We start from the raw sequence: 17560 nt of genomic DNA on the forward strand, positions 1-17560 counted from the left end.
ATTGGGAAGGCAGCGGCAGTCCCTCCCCCGCCCAGCGGGGGAGGTTAGGTGGGGGCAATCGAAGCCGACACCCCACCCTCAGCAGTCGAAAAACACCGTCTCCCCCTCGCCCTGCAGACGGATGTCGAAGCGGTAGACCACCCCGCCCGGCAGCTCGGCACGCCGCGCGATCAGGGTGTCGCGGCGGTCGGCGGGGACGCTCGCCAGAACCGGGTCCGCCGCATTCGCCGCGGCCTCGTCGGAGAAGTGCAGGCGGGTGAAGGCGTGGCTCAGCATGCCGCGGGCGAACACGGTCACCGCGATGTGCGGGGCGTGCCCCTGGTCGCAAACGCCCGGCTTCACCGTGTCGAAGACATAATAGCCTTCGTCGTTGGTGCCGCAGCGGCCGAAGCCGGCCGCACCGGGAGCGTGGCGGCCGTCGGCGCCGGCCTGCCAGATCTCCACCACGCAGTCGCGGATCGGGGCGCCATCGCCATCGTAAACCACGCCCTCGATGCGGATTTGCTCGCCGGCCATGTCGCGGGTCGCCAGCCGGTTGGTCGCCAGCGGGCGGCGGCCGTAGAGTTCCGGCGTCCAGGCATAGGCGAAATAGGGGCCGACGGTCTGGGATGGGGTCTGTTTCAGCGTCTGGCTCATGGCGGTTAGCCCTCCATCGGCGTGGCCTGGCGTCCGCGCAGGACGATGTCGAACTCATAGCCGAGCGCCCACACCGGCTCGGTCACGTCGATGGAGAAGCGGGAGATCAGCAGCTCGCGCGCACCCTCCGGCACCCCGTTGTAGATGGGGTCGAGCGGCAGCAGCGGATCGCCCGGGAAATACATCTGGGTGACCAGCCGGGTCAGGAAGGACGGCCCGAACAGCGAGAAATGGATGTGGGCCGGGCGCCACGCATTGTGGTGGTTGCCCCAGGGATAGGCGCCGGGCTTGATCGTGGTGAAGCGGTAGCGGCCTTCCTGGTCGGTGATGCAGCGGCCGGCTCCGAAGAAGTTGGGGTCGAGCGGCGCGTCATGCTGGTCCCAGCGGTGGACGTAGCGGCCGCAGGCGTTGGCCTGCCAGATCTCCAGCAGCGTGTGCGGCACCGGCCGGCCGCACTCGTCCAGCACGCGGCCGGTGACGATGATGCGCTCGCCGATCGGGTCGCCGTTGACGCGGCCGTTCTTCGTCAGGTCGTTGTCCAGCGGATCGACGCTGTCATGGCCGAAGACCGGGCCGCTGCGCACCGACAGGCACTGCTTCATCGGGATCAGCGGCTTACGAGGCGAGCGCAGGACCGTCGATTTGTAGAGCGGCGACAGGTAGGGCGGATGTTGTGACCAATCACGGGGGCCAAAATCGCCCTCGGTCTCCTGAACGGCTGTGTCCATCTCGGTAGTCCCTCCTTGGGAGCGGTCAGCTTTGCCGACCTTTTGCTTGCCTATGGGTATCCAGCACGCGGTCGATGAAGTGGGATGCTGCGCCGGTGTAGCGCAGCGGGTCGAACAGGCGGTCGAGGCCGTCCATGCCCAGCGCCTGCACCACCTCGGCATCCTCGGCCAGGACATCGCGCAGCGGGCGGGCGGAATCCGCGGCGCGGCGGCTGGCGTCGGCCACGCGGGAATGGGCGGCCATGCGGCCCATGCGGTCGCCCAGCGCCATGGTCACCGCCTCGGCCAGGATCAGGCCGCGGGTCAGGTCGAGGTTGGCGCGCATGCGTTCGGCGTCGACGGTCAGGCCGGCGATGGTCTCGCGGGCATGGCGGGCGGCGCCGGCGACGAGGCGGCAAAGGTCGGGCAACGCCTGCCATTCGGCATGCCAGCCGCCGAGGCCGCGTTCGTGTTCCTGCACCTGGGCCGCCAGCAGCCCGCCGACCAGGGCGGGAGCGCGGATGGCGGTGGAGAGCAGCACGGCGCAGGACACCGGGTTGCGCTTGTGCGGCATAGTGGAGGAGCCGCCGCGGCCGGGGCCGGCGGGCTCGAACGCCTCGGCGACCTCCATCTGCATCATCAGCGAGATGTCGCGGCCCAGCGTGCCGAGCGTGCCGGCGAGAATGCCGAGGGATGATGCCAGTTCAGTGATGCGGTCGCGGCTGGCGTGCCAGGGCAGGGCGGGCAGGGGGAGGTCCAGCTCCTTCGACAGCGCTTCCGCCACTGCCGGGCCGGCATCGCCCAATGCCGCCAGCGTCCCGGCGGCGCCGCCGAATTGCAGGGCGAGGCGGCCTCTCGCCGCGGCGATCCGCTGCCGGTCGCGGCCCAGCGTGTCGAGCCAGCCGGCGGCCTTCAGCCCGAAGGTGGTCGGCAGGGCATGCTGCAACCAGGTGCGGGCGACCATCGGCGTGGCGCGGTGGCGGTCGGCGAGTTCGGCCAGACCGTCGGCGAGCGCCGCCAGATCGGCGTCGAGGCCGTCGAGGAAGCGGCGCAGCTGCAGCATCAGGCCGCTGTCCATCGCATCCTGGCTGGTGGCGCCCCAATGGACGTAGCGGGACGACTCCTCGTCGGCGGCCATCACGGCGCGTGTCAGCTGCTTGACCATCGGGATGGCGGTGTTGCCGGCCAGCGCCGCCTCCGCCCCCAGCGCGTCGAGGTCGTAGAGGTCGGCGTGGCAGGCCGTTTCGATGGCCGGAACGGCGTGGGCCGGGATCACGCCCACCGCCGCCTCGGCCCGCGCCAGCGCCGCCTCGAACGCCAGCATGCCCTGCAGCCTTGCGGTGGGCGAGAAGGCGTCGGCTGCCGCATCCGTGGTGAAGAGCGGGTCGAGCAGCGGGTCGGCGTGGCGGAGGAAGGTCATGGTTGTCAGCCTTTGCGTGTCAGCCTTGTTGGGCGTCCTCTTCATCCATCTCCGCGTACACCGCGCGGGCCAGCGCGATGGCGTGGTTTCCGGCGGGGACGCCGGCATAGACGGCGGCCTGCATCAGGATTTCCTTAACCTCGTCGCGGGTGACCCCGGTGTTGCGGGTGGCGCGGATGTGCAGCTTCAGTTCGCCGTCCTTGCCCAGCGCCGCCAGCATGGCGATGGTCAGCATGCTGCGCGTCCGGATGTCCAGGCCCGGTCGGGTCCAGATCTGGCCCCAGGCGGTCTTGGTGATGAACTCCTGGAAATCGGCGTCGAAGTCGGTGGCGCGCTCCAGCGAGCGGTCGACATGGGCGTCGCCGAGGACCGAGCGGCGCACCGCCATGCCGCGGTCGTACAGATTCTTGTCCTTTATTTCACGGTCGGCCATCACAAATCCCTCAGGAAGCCGTCGATCAGGGCGGCCAGTTCCGCCGGTTTCTCGACGCCGGGGATGTGGGCGGCGCCGGGCAGCAGTTCGAACCGCGCGCCGGGGATGCCGGTCGCCAGCTCGCGGGCGGCGTCGGGCGGGGTCGCCACGTCGTCCTCGCCGCAGATCACCAGGGTCGGGGCTTTGATGGCGGCGTTGGCGGTGCGCAGGTCGGCGTCGCGGATCGCCATGGCGCAGCCGACATAGCCGTCCTCGGTGGTGCGGGCGACCATGGCGGTGTAGCCGCGGATCTGGTCGGGCCGGCCGTCGCGGAAGGCCTGCGTGAACCAGCGGGCCATCACCCCGTCGGAGATCGCGGCCATGCCGCGGGCGCGGATGGCGGCGATGCGGTCGGTCCAGACCGATTGCGGGCCGATGACGCCGGCGGTGTCGCACAGGATCAGGCCATGCACGCGGGCTGGCGCCTTGACGGCGAGGCGCTGCGCCATCATGCCGCCGATGGACAGGCCGCAGACATGGGCACGCGCGATGCCCAGCGCGTCGAGCAGGCCGGCGGCGTCGTCGGCCAGCAGGTCCATGCTGTAGCCGGCATCCTCGCTGACCGGCGTCACCTGGGTCAGGCCGTGGCCGCGCATGTCGTAGCGCAGGATGCGGTAGCGGTCCGACAGGTGCGGCACCACGGCGTCCCAGATGTGAAGGCTGGTGCCGATGGAGTTGGCGAACAGCAGCACCGGCGCGTCGGCCGGGCCGGTCAGGTCGTAGTGCTGGGTGATGCCGGCGGCTTCGATGAAGGGCATGGGGGTCCGCCTGTGGTGGTTGTTCTGGTGGGGTGTCGGCTTGACGGTGCCCCCACCCTAACCCTCCCCCGCTGGGCGGGGGAGGGGACTGGTGCTGATGTGGGAGGGGAGCGGCAGTCCCTCCCCCACTCAGTGGGGGAGGTTAGGTGGGGGTCTAACGTTGACGGCTACACCCGCTCGATCATCACCGCGATGCCCTGGCCGACGCCGATGCACATGGTGCAGAGCGCCGTCCGGCCGCCGGACTGCTCAAGTTGGTGCACCGCGGTGGTCGCCAGACGGGCGCCGCTCATGCCGAGCGGATGGCCGAGCGCGATGCCGCCGCCGTTCGGGTTCACATGCGCGGCATCGTCCGGCAGGCCCAGTTCGCGCAGGACGGCCAGAGCCTGGGCGGCGAAGGCCTCGTTCAGCTCGATCAGGTCGATGTCGGCGATGGTCCGGCCGAGCCGCTCCAGCAGCTTGCGCGTCGCGGGGACCGGACCGATTCCCATGACGCGCGGCGGTACGCCGGCGGTGGCACCGCCGACGATGCGGGCGCGCGGGGTCAGGCCATGGCGCTTCACCGCCGCTTCGGATGCGATCAGCAGGGCGGCGGCGCCGTCGTTGACGCCGGACGCATTGCCGGCGGTGATCGTGCCGCCGGGTCGGACGATCGGCTTCAGGGCCGACAGCGCCTCGATGGTCGTGGCGCGGGGATGTTCGTCGGTGGCGACCACCGTTTCGCCCTTGCGGGCCTTGATGGTGACGGGGACGATCTCGCGGGCGAGACTGCCGTCGGCGATGGCGCGGGCGGCGCGTTCCTGGCTGCGGAGCGCGAAGGCGTCCTGGTCGGCGCGGGCGATCTTCCAGTCGTCGGCGACGTTCTCCGCGGTTTCCGGCATCGAATCGGTGCCGTAGGCCGCTTTCATCGCCGGGTTGACGAAGCGCCAGCCGATGGTGGTGTCGAAGATCTCGGCTTGGCGGGAGAAGGGTGCATCGGCCTTGCCCATGACGAAGGGGGCGCGGCTCATGCTCTCCACCCCGCCGGCGATCATCAGATCGGCCTCGCCCGCCTTGATGGCGCGGGCGGCGGTGGCGAGCGCGTCGAGGCCGGAGCCGCAGAGCCGGTTCATCGTCGTGCCCGGCACCGCCTCGGGCAATCCTGCCAGCAGGGCGGCCATGCGGGCGACGTTGCGGTTGTCCTCGCCGGCCTGGTTGGCGCAGCCATAGATGACATCGTCCACCGCGGCCCAGTCGACCGACGGGTTGCGCTGCATCAGGGCGCGGATCGGCACGGCGCCGAGATCGTCGGCGCGCACCGACGACAGGGATCCTGCATAGCGGCCAATGGGGGTGCGGATGGCGTCGCAGATATAGGCGTCACGCATGGTCTTATCCTTCTCCGCCGCCGGCTTGCCCCTGGGAGATGCCGTGCGCGGCGGCGGTGCGGGCCTGGAGATCGCGGAGCGCCGTCAGGGTTTCGGCATCCGGGAACTCGGTGGGCTTCAGGTCGGGCGAAATCTTCAGGTCCCAGCCGGTGGCCGCCTTCACCTGCTCCACCGTCACGCCGGGATGGATGCCGGTCAGGGTCAGTTCCTTGGTCACCGGATCGGGGGTGAGGATCCCGAGATCGGTGATGACCGCGGTCGGCCCGGCGCCGGGGATGCCGGCCCTGGCGCGCGCATCGCCACCGTCGAGATGGCCGGCGGAGGTGACGAAGGGCAGCTTGGCAACGAAGGCCTTCGGGCTTTGCTTCAGCACGATGAACACTTCCTTGGCCTGGGAGGCGATCTCCGGCGCGCCGCCGGCACCGGGCAGCCGCACCTTGGGGGCGTCATAGGGGCCGATGACGGTGGTGTTGATGTTGGCGAAGCGGTCGACCTGGGCGGCGCCGAGGAAGCCGACGTCGATCCGTCCGCCCTGCAGCCAGTAGCGGAAGATCTCCGGCGTGCCGACCACGGTGTCGGCGGTCAGCGCAAGGTCGCCGTCGCCGATCGACAGCGGCAGCACCGACGGCTTGGCGCCGATGGGGCCCGATTCATAGATCAGCACCACGTCCGGCGCATGGGTCAGCCGGGCGAGGTTGGCGGCGGTCGAGGGCAGGCCGATGCCGACGAAGCAGACGGTGCCGTTCTGCAGCAGGCGGCTGGCCGCGACCGTCATGATCTCGGTCGCGGTGAAGTCGAGAGTTTCGCCATTGATCTTAGGGCTGCTCATCACGCGACCTCCTTCATGCTTTCGGCCAGCACGCGGCGGAAGCCGGCGAAATCGTCGGTATCCAGGACATGGCGCTGCATCCAGGCGCGGAACTCCTCGCGCGAGCGGGCGATGGGATCCCAGGCCTTGTAGAAACGGTTGTCGCGCTCCGAATAGCCCTGCGCGTAGGACGGATAGGCGCCGCCGGGGACAGGACAGACGGCGGAGAGCGCCCAGGCCGGCAGCACGCAGGCGTTCGGCGGCGCCTCCAGATCGTCGACGATCTCCTCCACCGTGATGATGGAGCGCTTGGCGGCCAGAACGGCTTCCTTCTGGACGCCGAGGATGCCCCACAGCAGGACGTTGCCGCGGCGGTCGGCCTTCTGGGCGTGGATCACCGTCACGTCGGGACGGACGGAGGGGATGGCGGCCAGCTTCTCCCCCGTAAAGGGGCACTCGACGAAGCGGATGTTCGGGTTGACCTTCGGCAGGTCGGAGCCGGTGTAGCCGCGCAGCAGGGCGAAGGGCAGGTTGGAGGCGCCGGCGACATAGGCGTTCGCCATGCCGGCATGGCTGTGCTCCTCGATCTCCAGCCGGTGCGGCCAGCCCTGTTCGACGGCGTCGCGGAAGCGGTGGAGCGAGCCGACGCCGGGGTTGCCGCCCCAGGAGAAGATCAGCTTGGCAGCACAGCCCATGCCGATCATCTGGTCGTAGATCAGGTCCGGCGTCATGCGGACCAGGGTCAGGCCGCGCCGGCCCTGCCGGATGATCTCGTGCCCGGCGGCATGGGGAATGAGATGGGTGAACCCTTCCAGGGCGACCGTGTCGCCGTCGCGCACGAGGCTCGCCACCGCCTCGCGCAGGGGCGTGATCTTGGCCATATGACCTCCCGGTTGTGCGAAAACCGCACGCGTATTCATCTTTACGCACAGATTGACCGTCGAGCGTTTCGGCTGTCAAGGTCGAATATAGGCGTATTTGTACGATAAACGCACATATTGCGCCGCAGCATTAGAGAGTTGCGGTGAAAAGGTCTTGTCGTTTTTTCTTTTGTAATGTCAAACAAAGGCTTAGGGGAAAACCGCGTTATGGGCGTTTATCGCACTTAATGTCAAATATCGCACTTGACGGTTCGGTTGCCCCTCAGTACGCTGGGCGGAACAGTCAACGATCGGGGCCGCGAGTTCCGGCGCCGGCATATGGTCACATGTGGGAGGGACGATGACGAGGACTCTGCGCAACGCGCTGCTGGGTGCGGCGTTCGGTCTGGCGCTGACGGCCGGTTCGGCCGGTGCCGCCACCATCAAGGTCGGCGTCGTCGCGCCTTTCTCCGGACCCTACGGCGTGGTCGGCAAGACCTTCCGGGAAGCCATCGAGATCTACCAGGCCGAACATGGCAAGACCGTCGGCAACGACACGGTGGAATTCATCTACAAGGACCTCGACCAGGCCAACCCGGCACAAAGCAAGGCGCTGTCGCAGGAGCTGATCGTCAAGGAGAAGGTGTCCTTCCTCGCCGGCTATTTCTTCACGCCCGACGCGCTGGCCGTCGCCCCGCTGATCGACGAGGCGAACATTCCCTGCGTGATCTTCAACGCCGCGACCTCCGCCATCACGGAAAAGTCGCCGCGCTATGTCCGCACCTCCTTCACCCTGTGGCAGAACACGGTGCCGCTGGCCGAATACATGGCCAAGCAGGGGATCAGGAAGGCGGTGTCGGCGGTCAGCGACTATGGCCCCGGCATCGACGGCGAGAGCGCTTTCAAGACCACCTTCGAAAAGAATGGCGGCACGGTGGTGGACACCATCCGCATGCCGATGAAGTCCAACGACTTCGCCCCCTTCATGCAACGCATCAAGGATTCGGGCGCGGAGGCGGTCTATGCCTTCCTGCCCGCCGGCCCGTCGACGCTGGCCTTCGCCAAGGCCTTCAACGACACCGGGCTGAAGGCGGCCGGCATCAAGTTCTTCGGTCCCGGCGACCTGACCCAGGAACCGGACCTGCCGGCTCTGGGCGACGCCGCGCTGGGCATCACCACCAGCTTCAACTACAGCCGCGCCCATGATTCGGCGAAGAACAAGGCCTTCGTCGCAAAGCACAAGGAGATGTTCGGGTCCTACGACACCGTCACCTTCAGCTCTGTCGGCGCCTATGACGGCGTGCATGTCATCTACCAGATGATCAAGAACGGCGGCGGCAAGATCGACGGCGCCAAGGCGGTGGAATCGGTGAAGGGCATGAGCTGGGAAAGCCCGCGCGGGCCCCTGACCATCGATCCCAACAGCCGCCACGTCACCCAGACGATCTACCTGCGCACGGTGGAGAAGGTCGACGGCAAATTGGAGAACGTCGAGAAGGAGGCGTTCCCGAACCAGCCGGACTATGGGTACAAGTTGGGGAAATGAGGGGGGCTTTTTGAAGCTGGCGTGGCGGTGAGTTAGACCCCCACCCTAACCCTCCCCCGCTCTCGGCCGGCTGAAGGCCGGTCCGATCGCGGGGGAGGGAACTCCGCTGCTTCGACACTGACTCCCTCCCCCGCCCAGCGGGGGAGGGTCGGGGTGGGGGTAAGAGGCGGCAACAGGCATCAGCGCAGACGGACGCACATCATGGAAACCATGTTCGGGATCGCCGTCGACGGGGTCGCCTACGGCATGATCCTCTTCATCATCTCCGTCGGGCTGTCGGTGACGCTGGGGCTGATGCGGGTGGTCAATCTGGCGCATGGCGCCTTCGCCATGGTCGGCGGCTATGTCGCGTCCTATGCGGCGCAGAGCGTCGGGCTGCCCTACGGGGTGGCGCTGGTGGCGGCGGTGGCGCTGACGGTGCTGGCGACGCTGCCGCTGGAACGGCTGCTGTACCGGCGGATCTACGGCTCGGCGAACGAGTTGGCGCAGGTGCTTCTGACCATCGGCCTGACCTTCGTCATCGTCGCCGGCATCAACTATCTGTTCGGCCCGACGCTGAAGCGCATCCCGCTGCCGGAACTGCTGACCGGCACGGTGGAGCTGGGGCCGAAGGCGATCCCGACCCACCGCGCCTTCGTGATCGGCGCCGGGGCGGCGACGCTGCTGGGGCTATGGTGGCTGCTGGAGCGCACCGATTTCGGCATCCGGCTGCGCGCGGCGGTGGATGACCCGGCGATGGCGGCGGCGCTGGGCATCCGGACCGAGCGGCTCTATCTGGCGACCTTCGCGCTCGGCACCGGGCTGGCGGCGCTGGGCGGCGTGCTGGGGGCCGAACTGCTGCCGCTGGAGCCCTATTACGCCATCCGCTACATCGTGCTGTTCCTGGCGGTGGTGGCGGTCGGCGGCGCGGGCAGCATCTTCGGCTCGGCCGCGGCGGCGCTGGCGCTGGGCATCGTCGACACCGCCGGCAAATACCTGATCCCGAATTTCGGCGAGTTCTTCTTCTACGCTGCCCTGATCCTGATCCTGTTCCGCTGGCCCCACGGCTTCTTCAAAGGGAGGACGGCATGACGAGCGTCGCCGAGCGAGACGGCAAGGCCGGCACCATGACGCGACCCATCCCGCTCGGCAGGCGCCGCGATCTCGACTGGATCGGCATTCCGCTGATCGCGGCGGTGGGGCTGGCCGCCTATTGGCTGCTGCCGGACGATCTGGCGCTGCTGACCCGCATCGCCGCCTCGGCGCTGTTCGTGCTGTCGCTCGACCTCGTGCTCGGCTATGGCGGGATCGCCACGCTGGGGCAGGCGGCGATGTTCGGCACCGGCGCCTATGCCGCCGGCATCCTCGCGGTCAACTGGAACAACGACCCCTTCGCGATGCTGGCGGTCGGCGGGCTGGCCGGCGGTCTGCTCGCGCTGGTCACCGGCGCCCTGATCCTGCATGCCCGCGGGCTGACCCTGCTGATGCTGACCATCGCGGTCGGGCAGATCGTGCAGGAGGTCGCCAACAAGGCGCGCGACTGGACCGGCGGCAGCGACGGGCTGTCGGGCATCGATCCGGCGCCGGTGCTGGGGATGTTCCGCTTCGACATGTTCGGCCACACCTCCTACCTGTTCGCGCTGGCGGTTCTGGTGGTCGGGCTGGTGGTGGCACGGCGCATCGTGCGCTCGCCCTTCGGGCTGGCCTGCCGCGGGGTTAAAGAGGATCCCCTGCGGATCTCCGCCATCGGCGGCTCGCCGAAATCCTATCTGGTGGCGCTCTATGCGGTGGCCGGCGTGTTCGCGGGAGTGGCGGGGGCGCTGACCGCGGTGACCAGCGGCATCGTCGGGCTGGACAGCACCGGCTTCTCCTGGTCGGCGGAGGCGCTGGTCATGCTGGTGCTGGGCGGCACCGGGCGGCTCTATGGCGCGGTGATCGGCACGGCAGCCTTCATGGGCGTCCACCACATCCTGGCCGCCAACGACCCTTATCACTGGATGGCCTTCATTGGCCTGTTCCTGATCGGCATCGTCCTGTTCCTGCCCGGCGGCATCGTGTCGGTGGTGGAGCGGCTGGGCGGGCTGCGGCGCGGAAAGGAGGGCGAGGCATGACGGTGCTGCTGGAGGTGGAGGGGCTGGCCAAGAATTTCGGCGGCCTCCAGGTGGCGTCCGACATCTCCATGACGCTGAAGGCGGGCGACCGCTGCGCCCTGATCGGGCCGAATGGCGCCGGCAAGACCACCTTCGTCAACCTCGTCACCGGGGTGATTCCGCCCAGCGCCGGCACCATCCGGCTGGACGGCCGCGACGTGACCAAGCTGTCGGCGGCGGAGCGGGTGCGGCAGGGGCTGATCCGCAGCTTCCAGGTGGCACGGCTGTTCAAGTCGATGACGGTGCGCGAGCATTTGGAACTGGCTGTCCTGCAGCGCGACCGCCGCACCTTCCGCCTGTTCGCCAACGTCGCCAAGGTCGCCGGTCTGGCCGACGAGGTGGCGGAGCTGCTTGGCAGCATGGGGCTGACCCATGCTGCGCACACGGCGGTCGGCTCGCTCGCCTACGGGCAGCAGCGGCTGCTGGAGATCGCGCTGGCGCTGGCCATGAAGCCGAAGGTGCTGATTCTGGACGAACCGGCGGCCGGCGTGCCGCATTCGGAAAGCCAGCGCATCCTCGACGCCATCGACCGGCTGCCCAAGGATCTGGCGGTGCTGATGATCGAGCACGACATGGACCTCGTCTTCCGCTTCGCCAGTTCGATCATCGTGTTGGCGCAGGGGCGGCTGCTGTGCAGCGGCACCGCCAAGGAGATCGCCGCCGACCCGCGCGTGCGCGAGGTCTATCTGGGGAGCCGGACCAATGCCCACTGAATCCGCCGGATCGCTCGACGTCACCGATCTGCGCGCCGGCTACGGCAAGACGCTGATCCTCGACGGCATCTCCTTCAGCGTGCCGGCGGGCGGGCGGCTGGCCCTGCTCGGCCGCAACGGGGTGGGCAAGACGACGACGCTGGCGACGCTGGTCGGCCAGACCACCCGCCATGGCGGCGCCATCCGACTGGACGGGGTGGACCTTGCTGGCATGAACAGTTCGGCGCGGGCGGCGGCTGGGCTGGGCTATGTCCCGCAGACGCGCGACATCTTCAAGTCGCTGACGGTGGAGGAGAACCTCGTCACCGGGCTGAAGGGGCGTCCGCGCTGCGCCCTGGAGGAGGCGTACGCGCTGTTCCCGCGGCTGGGCGAGCGGCGGCGCAACGGCGGCGGCGAACTGTCCGGCGGCGAGCAGCAGATGCTGTCGGTCGCCCGCGCGCTGCTGGGCAAGCCGACGGTGCTCCTGCTGGACGAGCCGCTGGAGGGGCTGGCCCCGGTGATCTGCGACACGCTGATGGCGGCGCTGTCGAATCTCGACATGACCATCGTGCTGGTGGAGCAGCAGGTCGACCGCGCGCTGGAGTTCGCCGACCGTGTGGTCTTCCTCGACCGCGGCCGGGTGGTGCATGCCGGACCGGCCGCGCAGGCAAAGGCGGATGCGGCGCTGCTGGAACGGCATCTGGGCGTGGCGCTGGCGGCGTAGGGATATACCCTCTCCCGCCCCGGGAGAGGGTGGGACCCGCCGCAGGCGGGAGGGTGAGGGGTGATCCGAGCATTTCGAACCGCATGGTTCCTTGGATGACCCCTCACCCTTCCCAAGCTCCGCTTGGGCCCCTTCCCTCTCCCGGGGCGGGAGAGGGAGTTTTCATGTCGGCGCATCACCGGAACGGCGGCGCATACAGCAGCCCGCCCTGGGTCCAGGGCTTGTTCTGCCCGCGGTCCATGCCGTAGGGGACGCCGAGGTTGCGGTCGAAGATCTCGCCGTAGTTCCCGACCTGCGCCAGCACCTGCAGGGCCCAGTCGTCGGGCAGGCCCAGCGTGCGGGCGGCGGTGCCGGCATGGCCCAGCATGCGGTGCAGTTCGGGGTCGTCGGGGATGCGGCCGGCCTGCACGTCGGCGGCAGTGACGCCCCTGGCGTCGGCCAGCACGATGGCGTGAAGGACCCAGCGGGCGATGTCGTACCAGTTGCGGTCGCCCCGCGCGACATAGGGGGTCAGCGGCTCGCGCGAGATCACGTCGGGGTAGATGTGGATGGCCATCCCCGCCTTGCGGTAGCCGGCGAGCGAGGTGACCAGCACCGTGCGGTCGGTGGTCAGCAGGTCGCATTCATGGGCGAGGAAGGCCTGCAGCGCCTCGTCCAGCGTCTGGAAGGTGCGGATCGACCAGGGCAGGTCGGACTTGCGGATATGGTCTTCCAGATTGCGGACGGTGGTGGTCGCGGTCTTGACGCAGACCGTGCGCGGCCCCAGCCGGTCGAGCGGCGGCGCGGTGCCGTCGCCATGGATGGCGAAGCCCTGGCCGTCATGCAGCAGCGGCATCAGGAACTCGATGTCGTGCGACAGTTCGCGGCTGAAGGTCCAGGTCGTGGTGGTCAGCGCGATGTCGACGTCATGCTTCTCCACCGCCTGGAATTCCTGCGGCTTTTCCGGCAGGCGGACGACGCGGATCGCCTGGGCGTTGCCGAGGGTCGCCGCGGCGAAGACGCGGCAGACATCGACCAGGAAGCCGTCCAGATGCCCCTGTGGGTCGGAGAAGGAAATCCCGCTGACCCCGCTGCGCAGCCCGCAGACCAGGAATCCGCGGCCGTGGATGCGTTCCAGCGTTTCGCCGTCGCCGGCGAGAGCCTGTGCCGGCGGCAGCACCGCGCCCAATGCCAGCAGCATCCCGGCAGCGAAACGCCGGAGGGTCCCGACCAGCCCCATCGCGAAATCCATCTCCCGAACCGTCCCGGCGCCGCCGCCTGATCGCCGCGCCCGGCGGGCCGCGGTCAGGCCGCCTGCTGGGCGCGCAGCGTGCCGAGCAGACTATGCAGCGACGCGGCCTCCTCTGCCAGCGTGTTCGCCGTCACGGTCAGGGAGCCGGCGATGTCGCCGGTGCGGGCGGCCTGGGCGCTCACCCCGTCGATCAGCGCCGCCACCTCGCCGGTGTTGCCGGCGATCACGCCGACCCGGCTGCGGATGTCGGTGGAGGAGTCGGTCTGGCGCGCCACCGCCTCGCCGATCAGCTCCTGCACCTCGTTGATGCGCTCGACCGAGCCGGAGATGCGGGCGAAGGTGCCGACGGTGTTCTGGATGCTGCCGTTGATGGCGTTGACCGAGCCGGCGATCTGCACCGTGGCCTTGGCGGTCTCCTCCGCCAGCTTCTTCACCTCCGCCGCCACCACGGCGAAGCCGCGCCCCGCGGTGCCGGCCGCCGCCGCCTCGATGGTGGCGTTCAGCGCCAGCAGCTTGGTCTGGTGGGCGATGCCGGTGATCACGTCGACGATGCGGCGGATCTGCTCGGTGTTCTCGCCCAGCTGGCCGACCACGCCGCGGGCGGCGGTCAATTCGCCCAGCGTGGCGCCGACCATCCCCGCCGCCTCGGTCGCGAGGCTGGAGACGCTGCCGATGGTGTCCATCAGCACTTCCGCGCTGTCGTTGCAGGTGGTGGCGTTGCGGTTGCTCTCGGCGACGAAGCTGCCGGCGCTGACCGTGCTGTCGATGGTGCCGGCCGACTCCCGGCGCAGCGCGTCGGCCAACTCGCGCAGCTGGCCCGACTGGGTGGCGACGCCCGACGCCACCTGATGCACCTCCTCCATCAACTGGCGGGCGAGAGCCGCCGAGCGCATCTGCTCCGTCACGTCGGTCCAGGACAGCGTCTTGCCCAGGACGTTGCCCTGGTCGTCGAACACGGTGTCGACATGCGCCTCCACCGTCGTCTCGTCCACGGTCAGGGTGCGGCGCGGGATCGGCGGACGGGCCGGGTCGGTGCAGTCGGCGGTGAAGTCCGGCCCCTGTGCCAGCAGGTCGGGGCTGGTCGGGTCGATGCCGTGCGCCTCGCAGAAGGTCCGGGCGGCCGGGTTGACGAAGCCGACCTGTCCTTCTCCATTCGGGCCGTTGGTGCGGAGCAAGGCGGTGGGCACCGGGCTGCTGTCGACCATCCGCTTCATCAGCAGCACCTGCTCCACGCTGCCGCGCAGGCCGCGCAGCGCCGTTCCCATGACCGCCAGCTCGTCGCGGCCGGTGCGGGGCACTTCGATGGACAGGTCGCCGGCGGCGATCTGCTCCATGGCGCGGGCGAACTTGCGCAGGTTGGCGAAGACGGCGATGCGCAGAAGCAGGGCGGCTGCGATGGCGACGGCCAGCGCGAAGGCGGCGACCATCTTGAGGGCGTCGTTGCGCAGCTCCTCGGTGGCGCCGACGAACTCGGCGACGTCGCGCGAGATCTCCGCCGTCGCCCAGGGCAGCCCGCCGTCGCCGCCGAGCGCCACCGTGGTGCTGGAGATCTGCGCGTGGTCGGACGGCGCGCTGCCCTTCGATTCGAACAGCACGGCGCCCTTGGCGTCGGTGAAGCGGATGTCGGCGTCCAGCACGGCGCCAAGGCTGGACAGGGCGGGCAGCGGATCGGTCACCACCTCCAGGAAGCCCAGGACGCGGAAGCCGCCGATCGGCACGATCATGCTGTAGAGCGGCCGGCCCTGGCCGTCGCGCCATAGCAGGCTGGCCGGGCGGCGCTTGTCGGCGAGGTCGCGGGACTTCAACCCTTCGAACAGCGGGGCGACGGTGGCGACGCTGTCCTGCTCGCCGCCGGTCGCGGCGATCCGCTTCATGTCGGGGTCGAACACGGCGACCGAGACCAGCCGGACCTCGCGGTCGACCACCACCGGGCGGGAATTGATGTTCTTCAATGCCAGCGTCGTCTTGGCCGGATCGTTCTGGTTGATGCTGTCGACCAGGAAGGAATCGCGGCTCCATTCATTGGCGTGGCCCTGCAGCCATTCCGTGTAGTTCTTGCGGATGCGGTCGTTGGACAGCACCCGAAGGGTCGCCGCGGCGCTGCTGTTGAAGGTGGCGAGCGCGAAGTCGGTGTAGCGTTGCGACACCCAGGCCTGGCTGGCGATCAGCGCCGCCACCAGGACGCCGACCACCGACACCATGGCGCGGCGCAGGGTCCAGAACCGGTAACGGGCTCCGGTGTCGTCCAGGGTGCCGCCCGCCGTCTTCGAGATTGTCGTCATGCCCAAACCCCCGCCGCCACAAAAACGGTTTCACGGATTGCTACACGCACATCGTCGCAGGGCCCTTTGAACGATTTAGCGTCTAATTGTGAACAGCTCGTGTCTTTTCTTTTGCATTTGAGACAAGCGGAGAATCGGTTGCTAAAGGATCGAGCAAGTTTTTCGCTGGCCCGAAGGACTATGACTTTCCTGCGAGAGAGCGGTGCAATACGAGACTCAACCATCTGTGGTGGGTTGACTTTGAAATAGGCTGGCTGCCTGGGGAAATGCATAAAAATGGGGCCACGGGACCGTGCGAATTTTTTCGCATGTCCCGTGGCCCAGGTTGCCGAGCGCGTGGCCGCCGCGAGACTGCTGCGACGGGGGAGTTTGCTCGGGGTTGATGGCTTCTCCCTCTCCCTGGGGGGAGAGGGGAACCAGGGTAGGAGAGGGAGTTTTCACCCGTCCTGCGTGACGTCGCCGGCGAACAGATAGCCGGTGCCGTGGACGGTCACGATCAGCCGGGGATCGGCCGGGTCGGTCTCGATCAGGCGGCGCAGGCGGCGGACCAGGCTGTCGATGGTGCGGTCGGTCGCGTCAGTCTTCCGCCGGGTCGTCGCCGTCAGCAGATAGTCGCGGTTCATCACCCGGCCAGGGTTGCAGACGAAGGTCGACAGCAGCTCGAACTCCGCCCCGGTCAGCCGCACCGGATTGCCCTGCGGATCGGTCAGGCGCATGCGGTCCAGCCACAGGGTCCAGCCGGAGAAGCGGCGCTGGCGGTCGTCGCGCTGGTCGCCCGGCGCCTTCAGCCGGCGCAGCAGGTTCCGCACCCGGGCCAGGATCTCGCGCGGCTCGAACGGCTTCGCGATGTAGTCGTCGGCCCCCATCTCCAGCCCGATGATACGGTCCAGCTTCTCCGCCCGGCTGCTGACCAGGATGATGCCGATCTCCGACGCCGCGCGAAGCTCGCGGGTCAGGGTCAGCCCGTCCTGGCGCGGCAGCCGGATGTCGAGCAGAACGACGTCCACCGCGGCGGTCGTCAGCAGCTCCTTCAGCTCTTCCGCGCTTCGGGCCAGCAGGACGTCGAAGCCCTCGTCCGTCAGGTAGGACTTCAGCGTCTCGCGCGTCACCGCGTCGTCGTCGGTGATGGCAATGGTCGCCGGCATGGCCCTCTCGTCCGCTTTCCAGCGTCCCTATCGCCTCAATGTTCCAGGATCTGGCCCAGGAACTGGCGGGTGCGCTCGCTTTTCGGGTTCTCGAAGAATTCGGCCGGCGACCCGCTCTCGATGATCGAGCCATCGGCCATGAAGACAATAGAGTCGGCGACCTGCCGGGCGAAGCCCATTTCGTGGGTGACGCAGACCATGGTCATACCCTCGCCCGCCAGCTCGGTCATGACGTCCAGCACCTCCTTGACCATCTCGGGGTCGAGGGCCGAGGTCGGCTCGTCGAACAGCATGATCTCGGGGCGCATGCACAGCGCGCGGGCGATGGCGACGCGCTGCTGCTGGCCGCCGGACAGCTGGCCGGGGAACTTGTGCGCCTGATCGGGGATGCGCACCCGCTTCAGGTACATCATGGCGATTTCCTCGATCTCGGACTTCGCCATGCCGCGGACCCAGATCGGGGCCAGCGTCAGGTTCTGCAGCACGGTAAGGTGCGGGAACAGGTTGAAGTTCTGGAACACCATGCCGACCTTGCGGCGGATCTTCTCCACCGCCTTCACGTCGTCGGTCAACTCGATGCCGTCGACGACGATGTGGCCGGTCTGGTGCGCCTCCAGGCGGTTGATGCAGCGGATCATCGTCGACTTGCCGGAGCCCGAGGGGCCGCAGACGACGACCTTCTCGCCCTTGCCGATGCTGAGGCTGACGTCGCGGAGCGCGTGGTAGCTGTTGTACCACTTGCCGACCTTGCGGAGTTCGATGATGGCGTTCTCGGTCATGTGT

Annotated in this window: 17 protein-coding genes; 5 read left to right on the plus strand and 12 right to left on the minus strand. The window is 68.8% G+C overall.

What is annotated here, in order from left to right:
• Window positions 1–78: 78 nt before the first annotated feature.
• The 8 genes from pcaG to J2Y49_RS12220 all read right to left on the minus strand — a co-directional run bounded on the left by pcaG (window position 79) and on the right by J2Y49_RS12220 (window position 7049).
• Window positions 79–636 carry a protocatechuate 3,4-dioxygenase subunit alpha gene (gene pcaG / locus J2Y49_RS12185; RefSeq protein ID WP_310115109.1) on the minus strand — a complete coding sequence of 186 codons (558 nt, stop codon included), beginning with the start codon at window positions 634–636 and terminating at the stop codon, window positions 79–81.
• A gap of 5 nt (window positions 637–641) precedes the next feature.
• The gene (gene pcaH / locus J2Y49_RS12190) at window positions 642–1364 is read right to left on the minus strand and encodes a protocatechuate 3,4-dioxygenase subunit beta (protein ID WP_310115110.1); all 723 of its coding nucleotides are present in this window, start codon (window positions 1362–1364) and stop codon (window positions 642–644) included.
• A gap of 25 nt (window positions 1365–1389) precedes the next feature.
• Window positions 1390–2763: a 3-carboxy-cis,cis-muconate cycloisomerase gene (locus J2Y49_RS12195; protein ID WP_310115111.1), complete on the minus strand. Its 1374-nt coding sequence runs from the start codon at window positions 2761–2763 to the stop codon at window positions 1390–1392.
• A 19-nt stretch (window positions 2764–2782) separates the two neighbouring features.
• On the minus strand, window positions 2783–3181 hold the full coding sequence (gene pcaC / locus J2Y49_RS12200; protein WP_310115519.1) for a 4-carboxymuconolactone decarboxylase: 399 nt from the start codon (window positions 3179–3181) through the stop codon (window positions 2783–2785).
• Window positions 3182–3195: 14 nt separating this feature from the next.
• Window positions 3196–3993, minus strand: coding sequence for a 3-oxoadipate enol-lactonase (pcaD, locus tag J2Y49_RS12205; protein WP_310115112.1), 798 nt, complete (start codon window positions 3991–3993; stop codon window positions 3196–3198).
• A 167-nt stretch (window positions 3994–4160) separates the two neighbouring features.
• On the minus strand, window positions 4161–5360 hold the full coding sequence (pcaF, locus tag J2Y49_RS12210) for a 3-oxoadipyl-CoA thiolase (RefSeq protein WP_310115113.1): 1200 nt from the start codon (window positions 5358–5360) through the stop codon (window positions 4161–4163).
• Between the two features lie 4 nt (window positions 5361–5364).
• Window positions 5365–6189 carry a CoA-transferase subunit beta gene (locus tag J2Y49_RS12215; RefSeq protein ID WP_310115114.1) on the minus strand — a complete coding sequence of 275 codons (825 nt, stop codon included), beginning with the start codon at window positions 6187–6189 and terminating at the stop codon, window positions 5365–5367.
• Window positions 6189–7049 (minus strand): CoA transferase subunit A, encoded by an 861-nt coding sequence (locus J2Y49_RS12220; RefSeq protein WP_310115115.1) that lies wholly within the window; start codon window positions 7047–7049, stop codon window positions 6189–6191. The genes J2Y49_RS12215 and J2Y49_RS12220 overlap by 1 nt, the downstream gene beginning before the upstream one ends.
• A gap of 340 nt (window positions 7050–7389) precedes the next feature.
• Here J2Y49_RS12220 and J2Y49_RS12225 point away from each other — a divergent pair, with 340 nt between their 5' ends.
• The 5 genes from J2Y49_RS12225 to J2Y49_RS12245 all read left to right on the plus strand — a co-directional run bounded on the left by J2Y49_RS12225 (window position 7390) and on the right by J2Y49_RS12245 (window position 12119).
• Complete coding sequence (locus J2Y49_RS12225) at window positions 7390–8574, plus strand: ABC transporter substrate-binding protein (RefSeq protein WP_310115116.1); 1185 nt, start codon at window positions 7390–7392, stop codon at window positions 8572–8574.
• Window positions 8575–8775: 201 nt separating this feature from the next.
• Entirely contained in the window at window positions 8776–9645 is an 870-nt protein-coding gene (locus tag J2Y49_RS12230; RefSeq protein WP_194912487.1) for a branched-chain amino acid ABC transporter permease, read from the plus strand.
• The gene (locus J2Y49_RS12235) at window positions 9642–10664 is read left to right on the plus strand and encodes a branched-chain amino acid ABC transporter permease (RefSeq protein WP_310115117.1); all 1023 of its coding nucleotides are present in this window, start codon (window positions 9642–9644) and stop codon (window positions 10662–10664) included. Before J2Y49_RS12230 ends, J2Y49_RS12235 begins: the two co-directional genes overlap by 4 nt.
• Window positions 10661–11416 carry an ABC transporter ATP-binding protein gene (locus J2Y49_RS12240; protein ID WP_310115118.1) on the plus strand — a complete coding sequence of 252 codons (756 nt, stop codon included), beginning with the start codon at window positions 10661–10663 and terminating at the stop codon, window positions 11414–11416. The genes J2Y49_RS12235 and J2Y49_RS12240 overlap by 4 nt, the downstream gene beginning before the upstream one ends.
• Window positions 11406–12119 (plus strand): ABC transporter ATP-binding protein, encoded by a 714-nt coding sequence (locus tag J2Y49_RS12245; RefSeq protein WP_310115119.1) that lies wholly within the window; start codon window positions 11406–11408, stop codon window positions 12117–12119. The genes J2Y49_RS12240 and J2Y49_RS12245 overlap by 11 nt, the downstream gene beginning before the upstream one ends.
• 175 nt (window positions 12120–12294) lie before the next feature.
• Here the strand turns inward: J2Y49_RS12245 and J2Y49_RS12250 are convergent, their stop codons facing one another.
• The 4 genes from J2Y49_RS12250 to J2Y49_RS12265 all read right to left on the minus strand — a co-directional run bounded on the left by J2Y49_RS12250 (window position 12295) and on the right by J2Y49_RS12265 (window position 17556).
• Complete coding sequence (locus tag J2Y49_RS12250; RefSeq protein WP_310115120.1) at window positions 12295–13350, minus strand: amino acid ABC transporter substrate-binding protein; 1056 nt, start codon at window positions 13348–13350, stop codon at window positions 12295–12297.
• Window positions 13351–13403: 53 nt separating this feature from the next.
• The gene (locus J2Y49_RS12255; protein ID WP_310115121.1) at window positions 13404–15632 is read right to left on the minus strand and encodes a HAMP domain-containing methyl-accepting chemotaxis protein; all 2229 of its coding nucleotides are present in this window, start codon (window positions 15630–15632) and stop codon (window positions 13404–13406) included.
• Between the two features lie 437 nt (window positions 15633–16069).
• Window positions 16070–16777, minus strand: a complete 708-nt coding sequence (locus J2Y49_RS12260) for a response regulator (RefSeq protein ID WP_310115122.1) — start codon at window positions 16775–16777, stop codon at window positions 16070–16072.
• A 35-nt stretch (window positions 16778–16812) separates the two neighbouring features.
• Window positions 16813–17556, minus strand: a complete 744-nt coding sequence (locus tag J2Y49_RS12265) for an amino acid ABC transporter ATP-binding protein (protein ID WP_310115123.1) — start codon at window positions 17554–17556, stop codon at window positions 16813–16815.
• Window positions 17557–17560 lie beyond the last annotated feature (4 nt).

The sequence above is a fragment of the Azospirillum sp. BE72 genome (assembly GCF_031455875.1).
Classification (GTDB): Bacteria; Pseudomonadota; Alphaproteobacteria; order Azospirillales; family Azospirillaceae; genus Azospirillum.

Bases quoted from the DNA above. Each gene is read 5' to 3' on its own strand.
- pcaD (WP_310115112.1), bottom strand. From the start codon at position 3,993: ATGCCCTTCATCGAAGCCGCCGGCATCACCCAGCACTACGACCTGACC.
- pcaH (WP_310115110.1), bottom strand. From the start codon at position 1,364: ATGGACACAGCCGTTCAGGAGACCGAGGGCGATTTTGGCCCCCGTGAT.
- J2Y49_RS12265 (WP_310115123.1), bottom strand. From the start codon at position 17,556: ATGACCGAGAACGCCATCATCGAACTCCGCAAGGTCGGCAAGTGGTAC.
- J2Y49_RS12235 (WP_310115117.1), top strand. From the start codon at position 9,642: ATGACGAGCGTCGCCGAGCGAGACGGCAAGGCCGGCACCATGACGCGA.
- pcaF (WP_310115113.1), bottom strand. From the start codon at position 5,360: ATGCGTGACGCCTATATCTGCGACGCCATCCGCACCCCCATTGGCCGC.
- J2Y49_RS12225 (WP_310115116.1), top strand. From the start codon at position 7,390: ATGACGAGGACTCTGCGCAACGCGCTGCTGGGTGCGGCGTTCGGTCTG.
- pcaG (WP_310115109.1), bottom strand. From the start codon at position 636: ATGAGCCAGACGCTGAAACAGACCCCATCCCAGACCGTCGGCCCCTAT.
- J2Y49_RS12250 (WP_310115120.1), bottom strand. From the start codon at position 13,350: ATGGATTTCGCGATGGGGCTGGTCGGGACCCTCCGGCGTTTCGCTGCC.
- J2Y49_RS12245 (WP_310115119.1), top strand. From the start codon at position 11,406: ATGCCCACTGAATCCGCCGGATCGCTCGACGTCACCGATCTGCGCGCC.
- J2Y49_RS12230 (WP_194912487.1), top strand. From the start codon at position 8,776: ATGGAAACCATGTTCGGGATCGCCGTCGACGGGGTCGCCTACGGCATG.
- J2Y49_RS12260 (WP_310115122.1), bottom strand. From the start codon at position 16,777: ATGCCGGCGACCATTGCCATCACCGACGACGACGCGGTGACGCGCGAG.
- J2Y49_RS12220 (WP_310115115.1), bottom strand. From the start codon at position 7,049: ATGGCCAAGATCACGCCCCTGCGCGAGGCGGTGGCGAGCCTCGTGCGC.
- J2Y49_RS12255 (WP_310115121.1), bottom strand. From the start codon at position 15,632: ATGACGACAATCTCGAAGACGGCGGGCGGCACCCTGGACGACACCGGA.
- J2Y49_RS12215 (WP_310115114.1), bottom strand. From the start codon at position 6,189: ATGAGCAGCCCTAAGATCAATGGCGAAACTCTCGACTTCACCGCGACC.
- J2Y49_RS12240 (WP_310115118.1), top strand. From the start codon at position 10,661: ATGACGGTGCTGCTGGAGGTGGAGGGGCTGGCCAAGAATTTCGGCGGC.
- J2Y49_RS12195 (WP_310115111.1), bottom strand. From the start codon at position 2,763: ATGACCTTCCTCCGCCACGCCGACCCGCTGCTCGACCCGCTCTTCACC.